Origin of the sequence: Magnetovibrio blakemorei (assembly GCF_001746755.1) — a bacterium.
Taxonomy (GTDB): domain Bacteria; phylum Pseudomonadota; class Alphaproteobacteria; order Rhodospirillales; family Magnetovibrionaceae; genus Magnetovibrio; species Magnetovibrio blakemorei.
Genome location: NZ_MCGG01000055.1, coordinates 23,726 through 40,666 on the forward strand (window position 1 = coordinate 23,726; position 16,941 = coordinate 40,666).

General features: G+C 53.9%; 14 protein-coding genes and 1 tRNA gene. 3 read left to right on the top strand and 12 right to left on the bottom strand.

What is annotated here, in order from left to right; all coding sequences use genetic code 11:
• Positions 1-19: 19 nt before the first annotated feature.
• Positions 20-754: a DUF1045 domain-containing protein gene (locus tag BEN30_RS14060; protein ID WP_069958962.1), complete on the top strand. Its 735-nt coding sequence runs from the start codon at positions 20-22 to the stop codon at positions 752-754.
• Here the strand turns inward: BEN30_RS14060 and phnN are convergent.
• On the bottom strand, positions 708-1,271 hold the full coding sequence (phnN, locus tag BEN30_RS14065; RefSeq protein ID WP_069958963.1) for a phosphonate metabolism protein/1,5-bisphosphokinase (PRPP-forming) PhnN: 564 nt from the start codon (positions 1,269-1,271) through the stop codon (positions 708-710). The genes BEN30_RS14060 and phnN overlap by 47 nt on opposite strands.
• Before the next feature lie 108 nt (positions 1,272-1,379).
• On the opposite strand from phnN, the gene BEN30_RS14070 reads away from it, so the two are divergent.
• Positions 1,380-2,573, top strand: a complete 1,194-nt coding sequence (locus BEN30_RS14070; protein WP_069958964.1) for an MFS transporter — start codon at positions 1,380-1,382, stop codon at positions 2,571-2,573.
• Here the strand turns inward: BEN30_RS14070 and BEN30_RS14075 are convergent.
• From BEN30_RS14075 to BEN30_RS14115, 10 genes are all read right to left on the bottom strand, one after another.
• Complete coding sequence (locus BEN30_RS14075) at positions 2,570-3,415, bottom strand: formate/nitrite transporter family protein (RefSeq protein ID WP_069958965.1); 846 nt, start codon at positions 3,413-3,415, stop codon at positions 2,570-2,572. The two genes, BEN30_RS14070 and BEN30_RS14075, sit on opposite strands and share 4 nt — an antisense overlap.
• On the bottom strand, positions 3,412-4,134 hold the full coding sequence (locus BEN30_RS14080) for a gamma-glutamyl-gamma-aminobutyrate hydrolase family protein (protein ID WP_069958966.1): 723 nt from the start codon (positions 4,132-4,134) through the stop codon (positions 3,412-3,414). Before BEN30_RS14080 ends, BEN30_RS14075 begins: the two co-directional genes overlap by 4 nt.
• A complete protein-coding gene (locus tag BEN30_RS14085) occupies positions 4,107-5,138 on the bottom strand; it encodes an amidoligase family protein (RefSeq protein WP_069958967.1) in 1,032 nt (343 codons plus the stop codon). The genes BEN30_RS14080 and BEN30_RS14085 overlap by 28 nt, the downstream gene beginning before the upstream one ends.
• Positions 5,139-5,265: 127 nt before the next feature.
• Positions 5,266-5,418, bottom strand: coding sequence for a hypothetical protein (locus BEN30_RS18705; RefSeq protein WP_170827070.1), 153 nt, complete (start codon positions 5,416-5,418; stop codon positions 5,266-5,268).
• Between the two features lie 262 nt (positions 5,419-5,680).
• Positions 5,681-5,968, bottom strand: coding sequence for an encapsulin-associated ferritin-like protein (locus BEN30_RS14090; RefSeq protein ID WP_069959046.1), 288 nt, complete (start codon positions 5,966-5,968; stop codon positions 5,681-5,683).
• Between the two features lie 282 nt (positions 5,969-6,250).
• Positions 6,251-8,752, bottom strand: coding sequence for a tectonin domain-containing protein (locus BEN30_RS14095; RefSeq protein ID WP_139135044.1), 2,502 nt, complete (start codon positions 8,750-8,752; stop codon positions 6,251-6,253).
• Positions 8,753-8,792: 40 nt separating this feature from the next.
• Positions 8,793-10,667: a hypothetical protein gene (locus BEN30_RS14100; protein WP_170827071.1), complete on the bottom strand. Its 1,875-nt coding sequence runs from the start codon at positions 10,665-10,667 to the stop codon at positions 8,793-8,795.
• 81 nt (positions 10,668-10,748) lie between these two features.
• The gene (locus BEN30_RS14105) at positions 10,749-13,262 is read right to left on the bottom strand and encodes a tectonin domain-containing protein (protein ID WP_069958970.1); all 2,514 of its coding nucleotides are present in this window, start codon (positions 13,260-13,262) and stop codon (positions 10,749-10,751) included.
• A gap of 67 nt (positions 13,263-13,329) precedes the next feature.
• Positions 13,330-14,508 (bottom strand): hypothetical protein, encoded by a 1,179-nt coding sequence (locus BEN30_RS14110; protein WP_069958971.1) that lies wholly within the window; start codon positions 14,506-14,508, stop codon positions 13,330-13,332.
• 423 nt (positions 14,509-14,931) lie between these two features.
• Positions 14,932-15,912, bottom strand: a complete 981-nt coding sequence (locus BEN30_RS14115) for an AraC family transcriptional regulator (protein ID WP_084005592.1) — start codon at positions 15,910-15,912, stop codon at positions 14,932-14,934.
• Positions 15,913-16,351: 439 nt separating this feature from the next.
• Here BEN30_RS14115 and BEN30_RS14120 point away from each other — a divergent pair, with 439 nt between their 5' ends.
• Positions 16,352-16,681, top strand: a complete 330-nt coding sequence (locus BEN30_RS14120) for a DUF1476 domain-containing protein (RefSeq protein ID WP_069958973.1) — start codon at positions 16,352-16,354, stop codon at positions 16,679-16,681.
• 114 nt (positions 16,682-16,795) lie between these two features.
• Here the strand turns inward: BEN30_RS14120 and BEN30_RS14125 are convergent.
• Positions 16,796-16,882 (bottom strand) — tRNA-Leu (locus BEN30_RS14125).
• Positions 16,883-16,941 lie beyond the last annotated feature (59 nt).

Below are 16,941 nucleotides of genomic sequence, written 5' to 3' on the forward strand. Positions count from 1 at the left end.
TTTAAGTTGAGGCCACCTTATGGGTAAAGCGCGCTACGCTATTTACTATACTCCGGACCCCGAAAGCCCTTTGTGGAATTTTGGATCGCAATGGTTGGGGCGCGACGCCGCCAAGCGCAAAGACGTCAAACGCATCGAAATCAAAGGCGTCAAGTCCAGCAATGTTGAAAAGGTGACACAAGGGCCTCGTCACTACGGCTTTCACGCAACTTTAAAGCCGCCATTTCGTCTCTTTGAAGACCATGACCGCTCTATGTTGGATGAAGCGTTGGAAGCCTTCTCCATGGCGCAAGAACCGTTCGACGTTCCAGCCCTTGAATTGGCGCAATTGGACGGCTTCATTGCTTTGCGTCCGCAAGAACCGTGCAAGGCGTTAGATGATCTGGCCGCGCATTGTGTGAAAGACTTCGATCATTTTCGGGCCACTCCATCCAAAAAAGAACTGGAGAAACGCACCTCGGCTAATCTCACAACGGCGCAACACAAGATGTTGGAAACATGGGGCTATCCCTACGTTATGGATGAGTTTCGTTTTCACTTAACCTTGACGGATCGCTTGCCCGATCAAGACCGCCTAGATATCTTAAAGGGCTTGGAAGATGCCATGGAAAACATTTTGAGCGCAAATCCATGGACGCTTGATGCCATCACCTTGATGCGCCAGAAAAAACCCGATGAGCCATTTTACGAGGTGAAGCGCTATCCTTTTACGCCGCATGCGAAGAATCGATGGCCTGTAAAAAGGAAGAAATAGAATCTTCCAAATCCCCTCCATTATCGATCACGTGAACGTCTTCACCCGTGAGTTCATATTCCCGCGCCCGCGCGACTCGTCTGGCGATGTCGGCTGGCGTCTCCCGTCCGCGCGCCGACAACCTTGCGGCCAACACGTCATCAGATACGGTCACATACAACACCGCCATCGGCGCAAGAGTCCGCCGCGCCTCATCGACAACGGTTCTCGACACGTTGACAATAATGTTTTGACCTTGGGCCAACAGCTTGCTGACCAGGGCGGGAATGCCGTAACGCAGATTATGGGCTTGCCAGCTCAACACCAGTTTGCCCTGCTGCTCCAACGTGTCGAACGCGGCGTCACTGACAGGGATATGGTCCTCGCCCCCTGCATCCGCTGGGCGCGTGATGTAGCGTTGGGGAAAAAGATAACGGCTGTCGGTTTTCAGCGCCGCTTTTGCGCCGTCGATCAAGCTGTCTTTGCCAGCCCCACTGGGACCAACCACCAAAAAAAGTGTGCCGCGTGCGTTGCTCATGAATTCATCCGTTCTCTGCTCAAGTTGCCGTATGCTCTTATGAGCCTAAAAATTACAAACCAGGACCTATAAATATGACGGCGGTGTTACGGATTGATGGCAAGTCCCATGTATAAAACGTTGCTTTCGACCCTGGCAAGCGCGGATAAATCGGTATGGCGTCTAGCGCTTGGTGAAACGTTGGTGTGGGCGGCGCTGTATTATGTTTTTCCGGCATTGCTGTTGCACTGGGAACAAGACCAGGGCTGGTCGAGATCGCAACTGAGCTTGGCACTGACCGTAGCCCTGGTGCTGTCGGCCCTCTCAGCGCCTTTGACCGGGCGGCTGATTGATCGGGGCTATGGACGCCTGACGCTCACCCTCAGCGCAATTGTCGGCGGCTTGAGCTTAGCCAGTCTTGCATTGGTGCACAGCTTCACAGCCTTTTTTGCGATTTGGGTGCTGATCGGCATTTCCATGGCCGGATGTTTGTATGAGCCGTGCTTCGCTTATTTGACCCATTGCAGACCCATGAGCGCAAAACGCGCCATCACGGTGGTCACCTTGGCGGCCGGGTTCGCCAGCACCTTGGCGTTTCCGCTGGCGAATGCCCTGGCCGATGCGTACGGCTGGCGGACAACCGTCGTCGCGTTTGGCGTTATCGTCGTGTTTGTCGCAGCACCGCTGTTGTGGTTTGGCGCCAATTCACCCCGTGGCTTTCGCCGGACACACTGCGCACCTCAAGACAAACGAAACATCAAGGTGATCCAGCGGCCCGTCTTTTGGCTGCTGGCCTTAGCTTTCACCTCCACCGCCCTCACCCACGGCATGTTGATGTCCCATCTGTTGCCGTTGCTGGACGAACGTGGCGTGCCCCAAGCCATGGCGATTTTAACGGCATCGCTGATTGGCCCCATGCAAGTTGTTGGTCGGGTGGTGATGTTGGTCTTTGACCGACGCGTGTCGGTGTTTTTCTTCGCCGGGCTTTCGTTTGTCTTTCTCGCCTTGGCCTCTTCAGCGCTTTTTGTCGCGGGGACACTCATCGGTGGCTTGGTGTGTTTCGCCATCCTCCAAGGTTCCGGCTACGGCGTCACTTCCATCACCAAGCCGACCGTCACGGTCAATATCTTGGGGCGCGCAAACTTCGGCGCAATCTCCGGGGCATTGGCGGTGCCTTACATGATGGCTTACGCCTTCGCGCCGACCCTCAGCGCCGAGATATGGAAACATGGCGGTTATGATCTTGTGGTCACGACATGCATTGTTTTACCCACCCTCGGGCTCAGCGCCTTTGTGGCCGCCGTAAGGACCAAACCCAATTAAGGTTTTTCTGTTGTGATCTCTTGTCTGACCTGAGCATAAGAGATCATGGCAAACAAGGTGGTACCGCCAACGACGTTGCCGAGGAACGTCGGTATCCCAAAGTGAACCACCGCATAGAAAATTGAAATATCGCCGTTGAGCACCAGAAGATAAGCCTCTACCGAACCCGCGATGATGTGGCTGGCCCCAATCAGCGCGATCACGTACGTAATGATCAAAACGACCCAGAATTCCGCCCCTTCGGTTGACGGTGTGAGCCACACCATAGAGGCAATCAGCCAACCGGCAAAAATGGCTCCGAAGAACATTTCCGAGGTGCTCTTGTCCATCAAATGCAGGGCAATTTTTCTGGCCGCCGCCAGCACATCGTCTGAAGCTGCGCCACTATAGGCCATAAAGATGGTGAAGACGAAGGTTCCGACAAGATTGGCGATCAGAACAATCGACCACAGCCGAGCCGTGCGATACAGATTTGGCCATGTTGTTTCAACCATCAACGGCAAGATGGCGGTGATGGTGTTCTCGGTGAACAATTGCTGACGCGCCAGCACCACAATCAAGAAACCAACGCTATAGCCTAGCGGTGTAATGAGCCCCCCTCCCAAGCCAGCATCGGAAACAAAAGTTTCGAGAACCGCCATAACCAAAACCGAAAAGCCCAAGGACAGCCCGGCGGCTATGCCGGACCACCACAAAGCACCGAACGTACGTTCCAGTTCCCGGCATCCTTCCTGACGCACGACCTCATACAACATAGCCGCGCGTGGACGTACGAGGTCTTCGACCTCGCTTTTTTCATGCTTGGTGAGTTTTTGCGGTTTTATGTCGCCAATATCGCTCATAGATCTGCTCCCTTTAGGAAAGTAGCGTTGACCTTATGTTCCCCGTGACGGGCTGCATCCACCAGGGCACGGAACAAGGCCTGCTGATGGGTGTCAAACACAAGAAATTCGGGGTGCCATTGCACGCCGATAAAAAAACGCTTATCGGTTCGTTCCAGCGCCTGTACAAAATCGCCCCGGTCGTGCGCTGATACGGTGATCCCCTTACCGAGCTTGTCCACGGCCTGATGGTGGAGGCTGTTCACGCGCACCGTATCCTGACCAAGGATTTCGCGTACCTTCGAGTCAGGCTCCAGGATTACGATTTTGCGGGCCAGAATGGTGCGCATATTCGTTTTATCTCGGGGCATTCCGCGAATGTCGCTGTACAGTGTTCCGCCAAAAAATACATTCATCATTTGTGCGCCGCGACATATCCCCAGAACGGGTAAATCCTTGTCGACAACGTAACGCAGCAGTTTCAATTCCAGCGCGTCACGCTCGGGATCAATACGCACATCAATGTTGATTTCGCCATTGTACAATTCGGCGCCAATATCATCCCCACCGCCGATGATGAGGCCGTCAAAACGTTCACAAGGATAAGGGCTCCCCGGAGCCAAAAACACAACGTCTCCCCCCGCGCGCCACACGGCCAGCCTGTCAAAGAACCGCATGATTTTACTTTTATGACGAGAGACCGTCATACCGATTACGGGTTTGTGAGGTTTTTGAACCATAAACGCACCTCCTTCAATCGCTCAGTAATCGGGCCGTCGGCTTGGGCAAGATAGCGGTCTGCCAGATGCCGCAAATTGTCCGCGTCTGCAGCCAGAAACTCCACGGCAACCCAACGGTTCCACTCTTGTGCAACGCTCCAATCTGGATCGGACAGAAATGTATTCGGCAGGCGATAATGAAATGTAGGACGCGCCTTGATGCGCTCATCATCGGTCAGGCGCGCCAAGACCTCGGGTGCCAAATGTTTAAACAACGGCAACATATCAAGTTCACGATTGCGCGTCGGATTCATCGCAAAATAATCCTTGATCAGCGCATCCAAATTCGGCGCGTAATCGGAGTCCAATATCTTAACCGCGAAACTCTGGGGGAACGGATCAATGTGCGGCAATATTTTTCGCGTCGGATCGATGTCAATTTGATCGCGCAGCCAATCCGACAGCAACACATAGGCACGCAGGATGGCCAACAGATAATCGACATCTTCACAAGCGACCTCGGGGTTGAGGTGCACGCCAAAACTATACATGAGTCCATCATCCGTACCTTTGGCATTGTGTGCGCGCAGGGATTCAAGCAAGCCAGAAAACATCCCCAATTCATTCAACGCCATAGGCGGAGAGACGATTTCCGTGGGCACCATGCCCGCCGCAGCCTTGCCGACCCATTCCCTGACCTGGGCATCCATATCACGCACAAGCTGCACATTTTCGTCGTTCACAGATAAACCACTTTCTTCAAGCGCATCCGCCAAATCTTTTTCCGGGTGAACAAAACGCGTATCAAGTTCGATGCGAAAATCGCCCCATTTGGTATCTTCCACGGAAAACACAAACGGCGTGTCGCCAAGCTTCACAACACCGCCAAAACATTCAGCGACCAATTGAGCCGCTTGTTTTGAGGACAGCCCCGCGAACTCAATCTCAACGCCGACTTTGCGGATATCGCCAGACATATTTTGAATAGACGGTGGCATACGGATGTCTGGGGTCTTATTGGCCATAATCAGTCTCCAACCAAATTATATCTATCTATGAACGCAAACGTTTTCTGCCGTTTCAAAATGCCCAAATGACCCGCAAAACGTTCCTCATTTCCATTGGACATCCGGTCAAATGGCGTTTCATACTTCAGCCGATGTCGTATGTGGCAAAGATCTGAGAGAAGGCGTTATCGCTACCGTTGTCTTGATACATGGTGATCAGGTTCAAGCTGGCAAGCGATGACAACACAGGAGACGCCACCAACGTGTCGATGGGCTCATGAAAGAGGAACGACGTCATATTGCGGTTTGGGTCATGGCACGCGCTCAGCCTGCGCTGATGACGATAACATCCGCCTGCGCAGCAAGTTTCTGATACAGTCGCCAATCACGCGCGTCAGAAAACGTCGGCGGAATGTGCACCGCCATTTTACCCACGTCGCGGGCGACATGCGTCTGACGGTCTCATCGAGCATCGTGCATGCTCCACCATATCGACTTAATGTGATCTGTCGCCCTTTTAAAGGTATCGGACAAATAGATCAGATTAAGAGGTTCGGAGACTAATCATGAGCAATGGTTTTTTTTGTGAACAGGCGATCTTTGAGTTCTTTTTCGAACACGCCGTCGTGGCGGCGGATCCATTCCAAAATCATGACGGCGTGTTCCTTTTCCTCATCACGATTGTGGGCGAGGATCTTGCGCAATTCCTTGTCCTTGCACGCATCAACCCGCTGGTTGTACCAATCCACCGCTTCCAACTCTTCCATCAAAGATACGATGGCGCGGTGCATATCGCGGGTGTCATCGCTCAATTCGTCGATGGGTTCATGGTAACCTTCGTTGGACATGTGATGTTCCTTTTCCTCTGCCAATGGGGATGGTTCTACAAAGGGCATTATGCGTCAACACGCCATATCTCCCTCCGTCCTTCATTGATGGCTTCAATGAGTTTGAGGGTCAACGCATCGACTTAAAATCATACACCGAAAGCAACGGCATCAAAAGCCGAAACACATAATGAATAATAGGACTTAATCATGACGACTTTGCCTATTCGGGCATTGTCTATCGCAGCCGCCATGTCAGCTTAAAGAGCAGTAGCAAATATACCAGACCAATAGGTTCTGCCCCTAATCTTTCGCCCGCTTGATGGTCGGCGTGTTATCGACGCTGGTCCATGGCCGCCCGTCGTCATCCACGGCGACATAGCCAATGTTGGTGTTATTGATAACATCGAAGCTATTGTTTGCACCGTTCCATTTGCGCAGGGCACTGTTGGTATCGCGGATATAAACCGTACCATCAGCTCCGACGTCAATTCTGCTAGCCTTTTGACCGTTGGCCGGACGTTTTTCGAATTTTGTTCCGGTCCATTGCTGGACATAATTACTGTTATCGACAATCCACACATCATTGCCAGGGCCAACGGCGATATCTAGCACATCGGAGTCGTTGCTGAATTTGGTGAGCACTTCGGAGTTCGGAAGTTTTTTGTAAATGATATACAGACCCCCGGTGAAACTAAAGACGGCATACAACGTATCATCTGGCGCAACGGAAACGGCTCTAACCGATCCGCCCGTAACTTTATATTCCTTGACCACCCGGTTGCGTTCGCGGAACAATCCGGTGTTAGGATTAAGCTCATACATCCAGATATCGCCGTTGGAAGCGACGTCGAAGTCAGTGAGGTCATAGCTGTTATCACCAGCGAACGTGCTTTTAGAGATGAATTTTTTCTGGTTCGAATCATAACGCCCCATGCCGCCGCCCATATTGTAAGCGTAAATATGACCATCGTTGCCGATACTCAATTTTGCCCACTCTCCGGACGAAAGAATATCGCTGTTGATGGTTTCAAACTGCATGGTTTTGGTGAAGGTGAAACCGGACACTTCGGCCGTAACGACGGTCTCTGTCGCACCTGTGCCAACCGTGTTCCCCGCCGTGGCTGCCGCCGTCGTGCGGTCGCCGCCTTCGTCACGTTCAAAATAGTTGGAGGCCAGTGCCAATTGCGTGCCGCTCACCACCCACGGATAGCCGTTCGGGCCGACCGCCACCTTGGAAGGCGTGTGCCCCGCCGTCTGCACCACTTCAAAAGATTTTCTGTCGGCCTTCAGACGCATTAATAAATTGCGATCTGACACCACCCATACACTGCCATCGGGACCGACGGAGATGCTCACCGCCTTCTGCGCCAGCACCGTGCACGGTGACGTGTCGCAGCGTTGTACAAGTTTATCGGTGCGCACCGTCCACGGATTGCCATCCGGGTCTGCGGCAACAAGAATCCCGCTACCGGTGATTTTTTGGAAGCGGGTTTGCTCCTCATTCAGTCTGTACAGTGCGCCGCTGGCATCGGTGATCAATACCGTGCCGTCGGCACCGATGGAAATATCGGAACCGGTCGCGCCAACAATTTGTTTCCACAATTGCCCCGTGTGACGAAACACCCGACCAAGCGCGGAAATTCCCCAAGGATTGCCTTCAGGGTCAACGGCGATGCGCACCAAGGTTCCGGGGAAGCTGTCAAAGGTCTTGCGCGCGTTGGACCAGCGCAACACCTTGCCGCCAGCGTCCAAACCGAACACGCTGCCGTCCTTGCCGATGGCAATCGAGGCGACGCTTTTGCGCGTATTGACGAACGTAATGTTGCTCTTGGTCGTCACCGCGGCGGGGTCGATGCTCGCGCTTGAACGCGGGGTGGTTGGTGCCGTCGGCGCTGTACTGGGGGGCACGACCACCGGCGGAGCGGTGACCGGCGGGGCGGTTTCAACCGGAGCCACACTCACAGGCGCTATACTGACCGGAACTGTTACGCCGGGTGCTGTAGCCTCTTGCGCGCGATCTTCTTTAACCTTCACCTCTTCGGCCGCAAGCAACGATGTTGCCATAATCGAACCATCGCGCGTCACAGCCCACGGGCCGCCATCCGGCGTCACCGCGACCGCCACGACGTCGGCGACGCCAGACACCACGGTCCAGCGGTTATCGGCAGCATTGAAAGTGCGCACCGCGCCATCTGTATCGGCAATCACCACCGCATCGGTCCCACCGACAGCAATGTCGAGCGCATTTCCCGAAAAGGTGGTCCAGGCCTTGCCGTCATACGAACGAATGGTCCCAGACGTCGTCACCACCCAGGGATGACCGCCGCTGTCGAGCGCGATGCGCCGGGCATTGCCATCAATCGGTTGCCATTCGCTCCGCAGCGGGTTCCACTTTTTGATCGAGCCGTCGCGCTTGGCACTATAGACATTGCCCGTTGCATCCGCTGCGACATCAGCCACGCCCTTGTCTTTATCTTCCCACCACAATCCGTTGTAGCGCATGACCACGCCGTCCGCGTCGATTGCCCAGGGGCGATTGCCTTCGGCTGCGGTGATACGCACAAATTTTCCCGACATACGCCGCCAGCGCTGCTCGACCTTGTCCCAACGCCACGGCGCGCCGTCAAGGGCCAGCGCATACGCCTGGCCCACAGCGTTGATCGATAAATCCACCGCCGTGCCCGGTAGCTTGGTCCAGGTGATGGTCTCACGATCTTGTGCCCTGGCATGAGCGGACACAAAAAGCGCGGCAACCAGCACCATCAAATGAATAGCACGAGCAATGGAACAGACACCTTTCACGGTGATCACCCCTAAATTTTTTAGCGTGAAATCGAACGCATTAATTGCGAGTCACCCGGTCTTGCACCATGGCAATGTGCTTTTGTTCCGTCTCGTTGTTCTGCCAGGATTGTATCTGCACGTCGCCCGTGCGGAATTCTTCGAAAAACTCGCGCCCCTGCAATTTATTCAAAATTTCACTGAAGGTCGGATGCGGGGAGTACCAATCCTTGTGGCGCTGCTCCAGGCGTTCGATATCACGCTCTAAATCAGACATCTTTTGCTCGTTTTCATCTCGCCGGGCAGGGTCTTGGCGGGTGTATTGGGGGCGGCGCGGGGTGATCAAGATCAGCACAGAACGATCAAATTGGCGTTTCACACGCTGGGAAAACAGCAAATTGACCAAAGGGATATCCATCAGTCCGGGCACACCATCAGCGGACTTGGACGTTTCACGTTCGCTCAACCCACCCAGGATCAGCGTCTCGTCGAACTTCATGGTGACGGTCGAATTGACGTTGGTCTTGGTGGTGTCGAGACGAAAGTCGAAAACAACCGAATTTGACGGATCGGTCAAAAAGGTGCGTTCCGCCACCACATGCAGACGCAGCATATCGTTGGGCAACATCTCCGGCGTTACCGCCAGCTTCACCCCGACTTCTTTTTGCACCGACACGCTGTCGCCGTTGCCACCCGAAACGGCGGCGGCGAGAATTTCGGTACCAGAGAAAAACTCAGACGTCTGCCCCGCCTGCGCCACCAGACTCGGTTTGGCCAAAACCTGGTTATTGGCGTCGGCCGAGTTGGCGATGTTGAGCGAATACTTCACGGCCGGAATCGAGATCATACGGGTGATGGTCTGCGTGCTTTGCGCCAAGCCGCTGCCAAGGTTGTCCTTGGTGCGGGTTCGATTTAATCCAAAGCCCACCGTGCCCGTCAGGGGGTCGCCGAACTGCAATTGCAATCCGTTCAGCAGGTTGATGCCGCGCGAATCACGCACGTCTTCCTGGGTGCCAATCAGCACCACATCGACAACCACCATGTTAGAGTCAGCAAAGCCGTCGCCTTGGGCCGCAACAGCGCCATCGCTTTGCTGACTGGCCGACGCAGAACCGTAAGGATCGGATGCGTCAGAGCCGTAGGAATCTCCGCTGCCGCCGTACTGTGCCATGATGACTTTGGCATCCGTATCGTAAAAACCTTGCCAACCACTGACCCGGTTCTCCAGCTCGCTAACGTCTTGCGTATCAGCTGCGGCCTTGCGATAGGTCGCGACATATTCAGCAGCCCCAACACGGTCGTCCATCGCCGCCAGCGACAAAGCCGCGGCTTTGATCACTTCGGGATTGTCCCGCGCTTCAGGTGCCACTTCCATCAAGCGCCTGAGCGCCGCTTCCGCGGTTTTGGGGTCACGCGCGTAATAAGAGGCCGAGGCCAGATTATAAAGCACCGCCGGATCGTCGCCCCGATGCAGCGCAACTGCCGCAAAGTGCCCCTGGGCCAGACCGAAGCGGCGCTGATCCATATACAACAGGCCCAATTGATACTCCGCCGACAAATTGCCCGAATCAAATTTAAGCGCCTGCATATAGCCCTGTTCGGCCAAGTCGAACTTGCTGGCGTCTCCCGCCGTGCCCATCAGGTGATAGGTCAGGCCGTTGAGAAACTGCAGGTCCGAATTGGTGATGTCCATTTTCAAGGCCAGATTGATCAGCCGTGATGCTTCGTCGAGCTTTTGGTCCCGCAACGCCTTGGTGCTGGCCAGAACCAGTTCCTTGATCGCACTGGTTTGCGCGATGGTGCTGGTGAAGACAGGCTTCTTCGAACCTGCCTGTCCAGTCGGTCCCACACCGTTCAACGCGGTCGTCTGACAACCGCTCAAGGCAACCAAACCCACGACGGTGACTGTGCTGCGAAGGTACGTTTTAAACTTCATGTTGATGTCCATTTATAATGACTTGATTGCCTGTCAAAAGCTCATCCGAAAGAGGGCTGTCGCACCCCTTAAATCCTGACTTTATTTATGGCGAAAAATATTGTTCGCCTTATTCAGGCTCCATATTTCTCCACCGCCGACGGTGATGGCGATGTTGTCGCCACCTCGCGAAATCGGAGTCCATTTATTGGCCTTAGCGTCCCGCACATAGAGTGATCCATCGCGACCGACGATGTGCGCAAGTCCCGGCGCATCCACAGACACATCGAGTGCCGATTCCCCGGCAACTTTTTGCCACTTAAGATTATTGCCGTGCACAAAAACATGACCTGACTTGGTGACCACCCATGGCCGTCCATCTGAATCCACGCCGATCCGCTGCGCAGCGCCATCGGCCAGCTTCCAGTCGTTTCCGACGCGTTGATAAATTTTTCCGTCCACGCCAACGATCCAGATCCCCTTGGCGCTGGCGCCGATATCCTGAGCTTTGGGGCCTGCAACGCGTTTCCACCCAACGTCCGTTTGGATGTAAATGGATCCCTCGCGACCAATGATCCAGACTGTGTTCCCCGCAACTGCTATACGGCTGGCGGAACCGGACACCTGGGTCCACTTGCTCACCACTTTATCTTGTTTGTAGATTTTGAATGTGGCCTGAAACGGTTCGGTGCTGACAATATACGTGGTACCGTCATCCGCCCGGGCGATGTCGTTGGCCGCCCCCGGAATCTGGAACCACTTATCTCCCATCACGCTCGCCATCGTCTGCACGGAAGCGACCGCGCTGGTCATGCTGCCGGACGTCGTTGGAGCCGACTGTGAAGCATTGATCGGGGTGCCGCCGGTGATCGTTGGCATGGTCGGCTTGGATGTTGTGCCTGACTTCAATGCCGCGAGACGCGTTTTGAAATTCACGCTCGGCTGGGTCTTTTCACTGAGCGCGGTTGTCCAATGGAACCAAAACTCTTCCTTGCCGTTTTTTTGTTGAAGCATCAGCGCCAAATCAACCGGACGATTGGCGATATCGATGGCTTGGCGGATTTCGCCTTCTGCCTTTTGCAGTTTTGCAAATTTATCAATTTCCATCGTCACGATAACGCCAATGGCCAACGTAACGGCAAGCGGTGCCGCGGCAGCCCCGGCAGCCCCTGTGGAAGCCAGTACGCCACTGCCGCCGGTCGTCAGAAAGGCGCTGCTGCCTGACTCTGCTGCGGTGATTGCGGCTAGCCCATGGCTATAGGGGAACATGTAAGCGAATGTTGGCAAGAAATAGCTTGCCGCAGCGGAACCCACCATACTCACCGCCGCCGACCCTTGAATGGTGTTCGCGACCATTTCGTTATAGTCCAGCGGTGTGATCATGCTGTCGGAATAGATGACCGCTGCACCCATTTCCTTGGATCGTGCGGCGTAAAACGCTTGACCAGCCGCCACCCAGTTTTCATGCGCCTGCTTTGCTTGATAGGCGATAAATTGACGGTTCCATTGAAAGATCTTTGAGATCGCCGCCAAGAGACTTTGCTCAACCTTGCTCCGCTGTGAAGCCGGTTTTTGGGCGGCATCGATCGCTTTTTTCGCCAGAAGCGTGGCCAGATACGAGCTTTCCCAGGGCTTTGTGTCGATCAAGTCCCAGGCCGTTTTAAGAGCCCGATCCCTGGAATACTTGCCTGTTTTTGCCGCTTCGCTAACGATTGCATCGATTTCGCTGCGATCGGCAATCAATTCAGCCAAGATTTCGTCCGCACCCGAACCTAGACCGAACAAGCCATACATGGTGCGGGTCGGCGTCACCCACTTCATTTTCTTATTTCGACAGGCTTTGTTTGACTTGACGTTATTCAAGGTCCGGTCTGCCCCTTCGGGACACGACCAACACGTTCCGCCATCGATAAAATCAAAGTGCTGGCCTTTTTCACAGGTGAGTGCAGCCGCCTTGGTCGCTGGCTTAAAATCGATAATTTTTTTGCATGATTTTGCACCCGTGACGGTATTTCCCGTGCGGTCGAACCCTTCGGGGCAGACCCAACATTCACCACCATTGCGGGGATCGGTGAACGCCCCCTCAGGGCAAGCCCTTCCTTTGAAAACGGCGCTGGTTGCCTTCTTCCCGATCATGCCACAAGCATTGTACTTATCCACGGCCACTGCGGTCCGGCCAAAACCCGATGGGCATTTCCAACATTCACCACCATTGCGGCCATCCAGGAAAGAACCGCTTGGGCAGTTTTTAGGACCTTGAAATTTTGCCGGACTGCTTTGGGGCGCCACGGCCTTATCGCAGGCCTTTTCCCCGGTTATGCTTTTGGCGTTGCGGTTGTAGCCCGACGGGCATGCATAACAAGACCACGTCCCAAGATCGAAAAACGATCCTTTGGGACATTTCCCAAGGGCCTTCGCTTCAAACTTTGCCGGCTCATAATCGCAAGGGTCTTGCAGCTTTCCGTTTTTATCAACGCCACCGCACGCGGAATAGCCATGTAAGTTTTTCCACGATGAATTGGCCTTGAGCTCACCCCCGAACGTGCTCATCACCAATACGGTTAAGAGCAACACGCCCAAATACTTCAGGTGAGATTTAACGGTAATGACTTGCATATTATGGTCCATCTTATTGTTTGTCTTTATGGGTCATGCGTCCCCGGACGTGTTGGCGCTTTTCACCTCATTTGGCGGGAAGCGAAGCCAATACGGCGCTGGCAGCGCTGGTAATGGCCGCCATCTCTTTTGCATTGGCGGACACTTCGCCGCCCATCAATGCAGACCATTGTGAATTGACTTCAGTCGCACCTTTGACCGTGGCCAATAGACGGGCAACCTCGAACGGACGCTGGGCTTCGGCCACGTTGGCTTTCAGGCGCGGTTCAGCATTGGCGCGTTCAATCTGCATCTCGATGTAGGCGACGACCGTATCGATGGCCACCTCAACCAAGATTTGCGGACCTGCGGCGGCAAAAGCCTTCGCCACCATCTTGGCCGTGACCTTTGCCCCGGCTTCGGTTGCTTCTTGGGCAATTTTCTTCGATAGCTTTTGCAAAATGAATTGCGTCAACTTCTTCTCGTATTGCTCCGTGGCCTCGGTGAGCGCCTTTTTGGCCACCTTGGCGGCAGCGTCAGACGGGAAGAATTTTCCCAGGACCTTTGGCGATAACAAAGCCTTCGTGTAAATGAACCCAATGGCCTGACCCTTGATTTCATCTTCAATAACGGACCTGAGGGTGATGTCCGTGAAATCCGGCAATGGCCACAACTCGTTCTTCAAAGCCTCTGCGCCCATCGCGTACAGACCGGCGCTCGCACCGAACCCGGTCGCGAGAGAAGCCGTCGTGACACCTGCGACCATCACAGTTTTATAGACTTCATTCTTTTTCTGATCTGCCACATCCCAAGCCTGATAGGCCTCAAGCGCCTGATTGGCGAGGAAGGTTTGATAGTGAACGACAGATTCTTCGAAACTTTTCAGCAGTTCGCGTTCGGCACGACTGCCAGCAGAAGGTTTGACGGCCGTCGCCTGTAAGCGTGAGTAGGCCGCCAACTTCAGAACCGCACTGTCCAACGGATGGGTACTGATTTCATCCCAAACTGAGCGTGTGTAATCCGCCACGGGGTGCTTGAGTTCCGTTGCAAGCTCGGCAGCAAACGCATTAATCAGTTTGCGTTCCTTGATCAGTTCAAGCACCACTTCGGCACCGCCCGCCAAGCCAAACAGTCCGGGCTGCTGATACGTGGGTGGCTGCCAGTTAATGCCGTTCGATTCACACGCAGCCTTATCCCAGACGGCCAATATGGTGCGCCGATAGAGCCGCAGGGTTTTTGCAGCTTTCCATTTACCAGACCGCCGCAAGTCGTCTTGCCTGATCCTTCATAGCCGTAGGTTTTTGCCGACAGGCTGCCCGCTTGGGCGCTGGCACCATACGTCGTCACAATGGCAACGAGTAAAACCCGAATGAACGATGTGAATACGGTGCTTTTACCGAAGATTGAGTTGATTGGGGTGGCGAAAAGAAACGCCGCCAATGCCTTCAATTGTATCGTTACGCTAAACCCTTGCATTTACACCCTCCTGCGACACCCGACGTCAAGCCTGCGTCAAATTCTCTAACGGTATTCATTATGCGCCATGAGAACGCCACGATGCGCACTCAGCACTTCCATGCGAGAGACGTTAGATGCAATGTTTGCAAAGCGTTAGAAACAAAACGAGAATTGTATTATTTCTTAACGCAAAATGGACAGGGACTGCGCTTAATGGATGAAATCCGGGTGCTCACCCTCGGGAGCGCAGAGTCTGCGAGGGCGTAACGCCAAATTGTTGTGTGTATGTTTGGGCAAATCGGCCCATGTGGACAAAGCCCCATTTTAGGGCCACGTCACGAACCGTGACGCCATCACCTGCGCAAAGCAGGTCTTTGTGTACACGGCTTAAGCGCACCGTTTTGACATAGGCCATCGGCGACATACCATGGGCGTCGTTAAAGGCAACCTGGAGCGTACGATACCCGCACCCTGCATAGCGGGCCAAATCCTCTAAGGTGATGCTGTCCTGAGCGTGGGCATGAATATAGTCACGGGCCCGTTTCACGTAATAGGGGACGGCACCCGACTTCGGCTGGCCTTGCAACAATTCCGAATGGGAATTGGGCAGAAGCGTTAAAATATTGGTCAGCAACAAATCTTTGAAGCCGTCCAAGACAATGGGATTGTCTAAATTTTGCAAGGGCCCATCCAAGGCATTGGCCACATAATACATTGTATCGCGCACATGCCGCCCACCAGAAGCGCTCAGGTCAAGCCTGCCATCAAACTGGAAATCAACCCAGTCCGCCGCCTCGCCAATAAGCATGCGGGCATGTTGTTTTAAAGTCGCAATGGGAAGCGGAAGACCAAAACAGGAAAACTGATCTTGGCGCGCCCCAATTGGCGTCCTGATATCTCTCATCAAACCAACATCCGGCGAAATATCAAATTCTTGCCCTTGATGCTGAACAACGCCCACACCTCCGGTTGGCATAATGAACAATAAGACGTCCTCTTCACCCCCCTGATCCTCAATCGAAGTCGTAACCGCGCCATAGGTTACATGGGTGAGCGTTAGATTGCTGAAAGAAACGCTATGAATAGACGCATCAATTTCGTGCCCCTTACCAACCACATCAATCCCAGACGTGTTGGCCAGCGCGGCAAGCAACTCACGCATCTCATGCAGATCGGTTGAGGTTAGTACCTGATGGTTCTTTAGATAACTCATATGATTAAGGGTGGGCCCCTGAATGTTGTGTACGCGGCGCTGAGCCTCTCATCTCTAAACGGTTGGCGGCGCCAGTTCATTCTGCCTCCAATGGCAGCACAGCAATGGGTTGAGCGTGACATAACTCTTCTACAGTTTCCAGCGTCATGTAACGTACAAACCCTTTTCCCATCCACAGTTCAGTTCCTTGCCCCATGGTGAAAAAGGCCGTTACGGCCCCCGGCGCAAAAGAGCAAGAGCACGCCCAGCGTCTTGTAGACCTGACCAATAGTCGGGCCTTATGCCAGGCTGGCTTCCGGCATATATTTTTGGTTTGAGCGCGACAGGTATATGCCAAAGTGCTAAAATAACGGAAGAATGAAATGCCGGATACGCAGGGGTATAGATCCTTTCCGGCAGGGCTTAGCTCCTCTTCAATTCAACTCGGAGGGTCACGGTCATGAACACTCTCTTTAATGGTCGCGAATTGGCTTTCGAAGCAAAGTTAAAGTGCGATCAGGACCTGAAATTCCACGCACAGGCTCTGAGCAACATGCGCTTCGGCGTGTGGCTGGGCGGTAAGCTCGGTCTATCAACTGAAGAGTGCGAAGCTTACGGACATGAACTGGTTGATACACGCCTCAATGCGATGGTTCGCGAGGAAATGATCAAAAAAATTATGAACGATTTGGCCGAACGACATGCTGACATCAATGAAGACGAGGTGCATAAGGCACTCGACCGATTTTATGCGGATGCACTGAAAGAAGTCACCTGTAACGGTGAATAGGAATATCCGTCTCGTTCATCAATTGAGCCACCTGACCGCGATGAAACGCCGAAAGTCAACTGCTTGCCCGGAGATTACGCGGACATCTTATCCAATTAAGCCCTTGAAAAGAAATGGTGCGGACGGCCGGACTTGAACCGGCAAGGGCTTGCGCCCGACAGATTTTAAGTCTGTTGTGTTTACCAATTTCACCACGCCCGCGCACGATGGTTTTGGAAGTTAGAGAACCTAGGACGTCGGGCGTTTTCATGCAAGTTGAA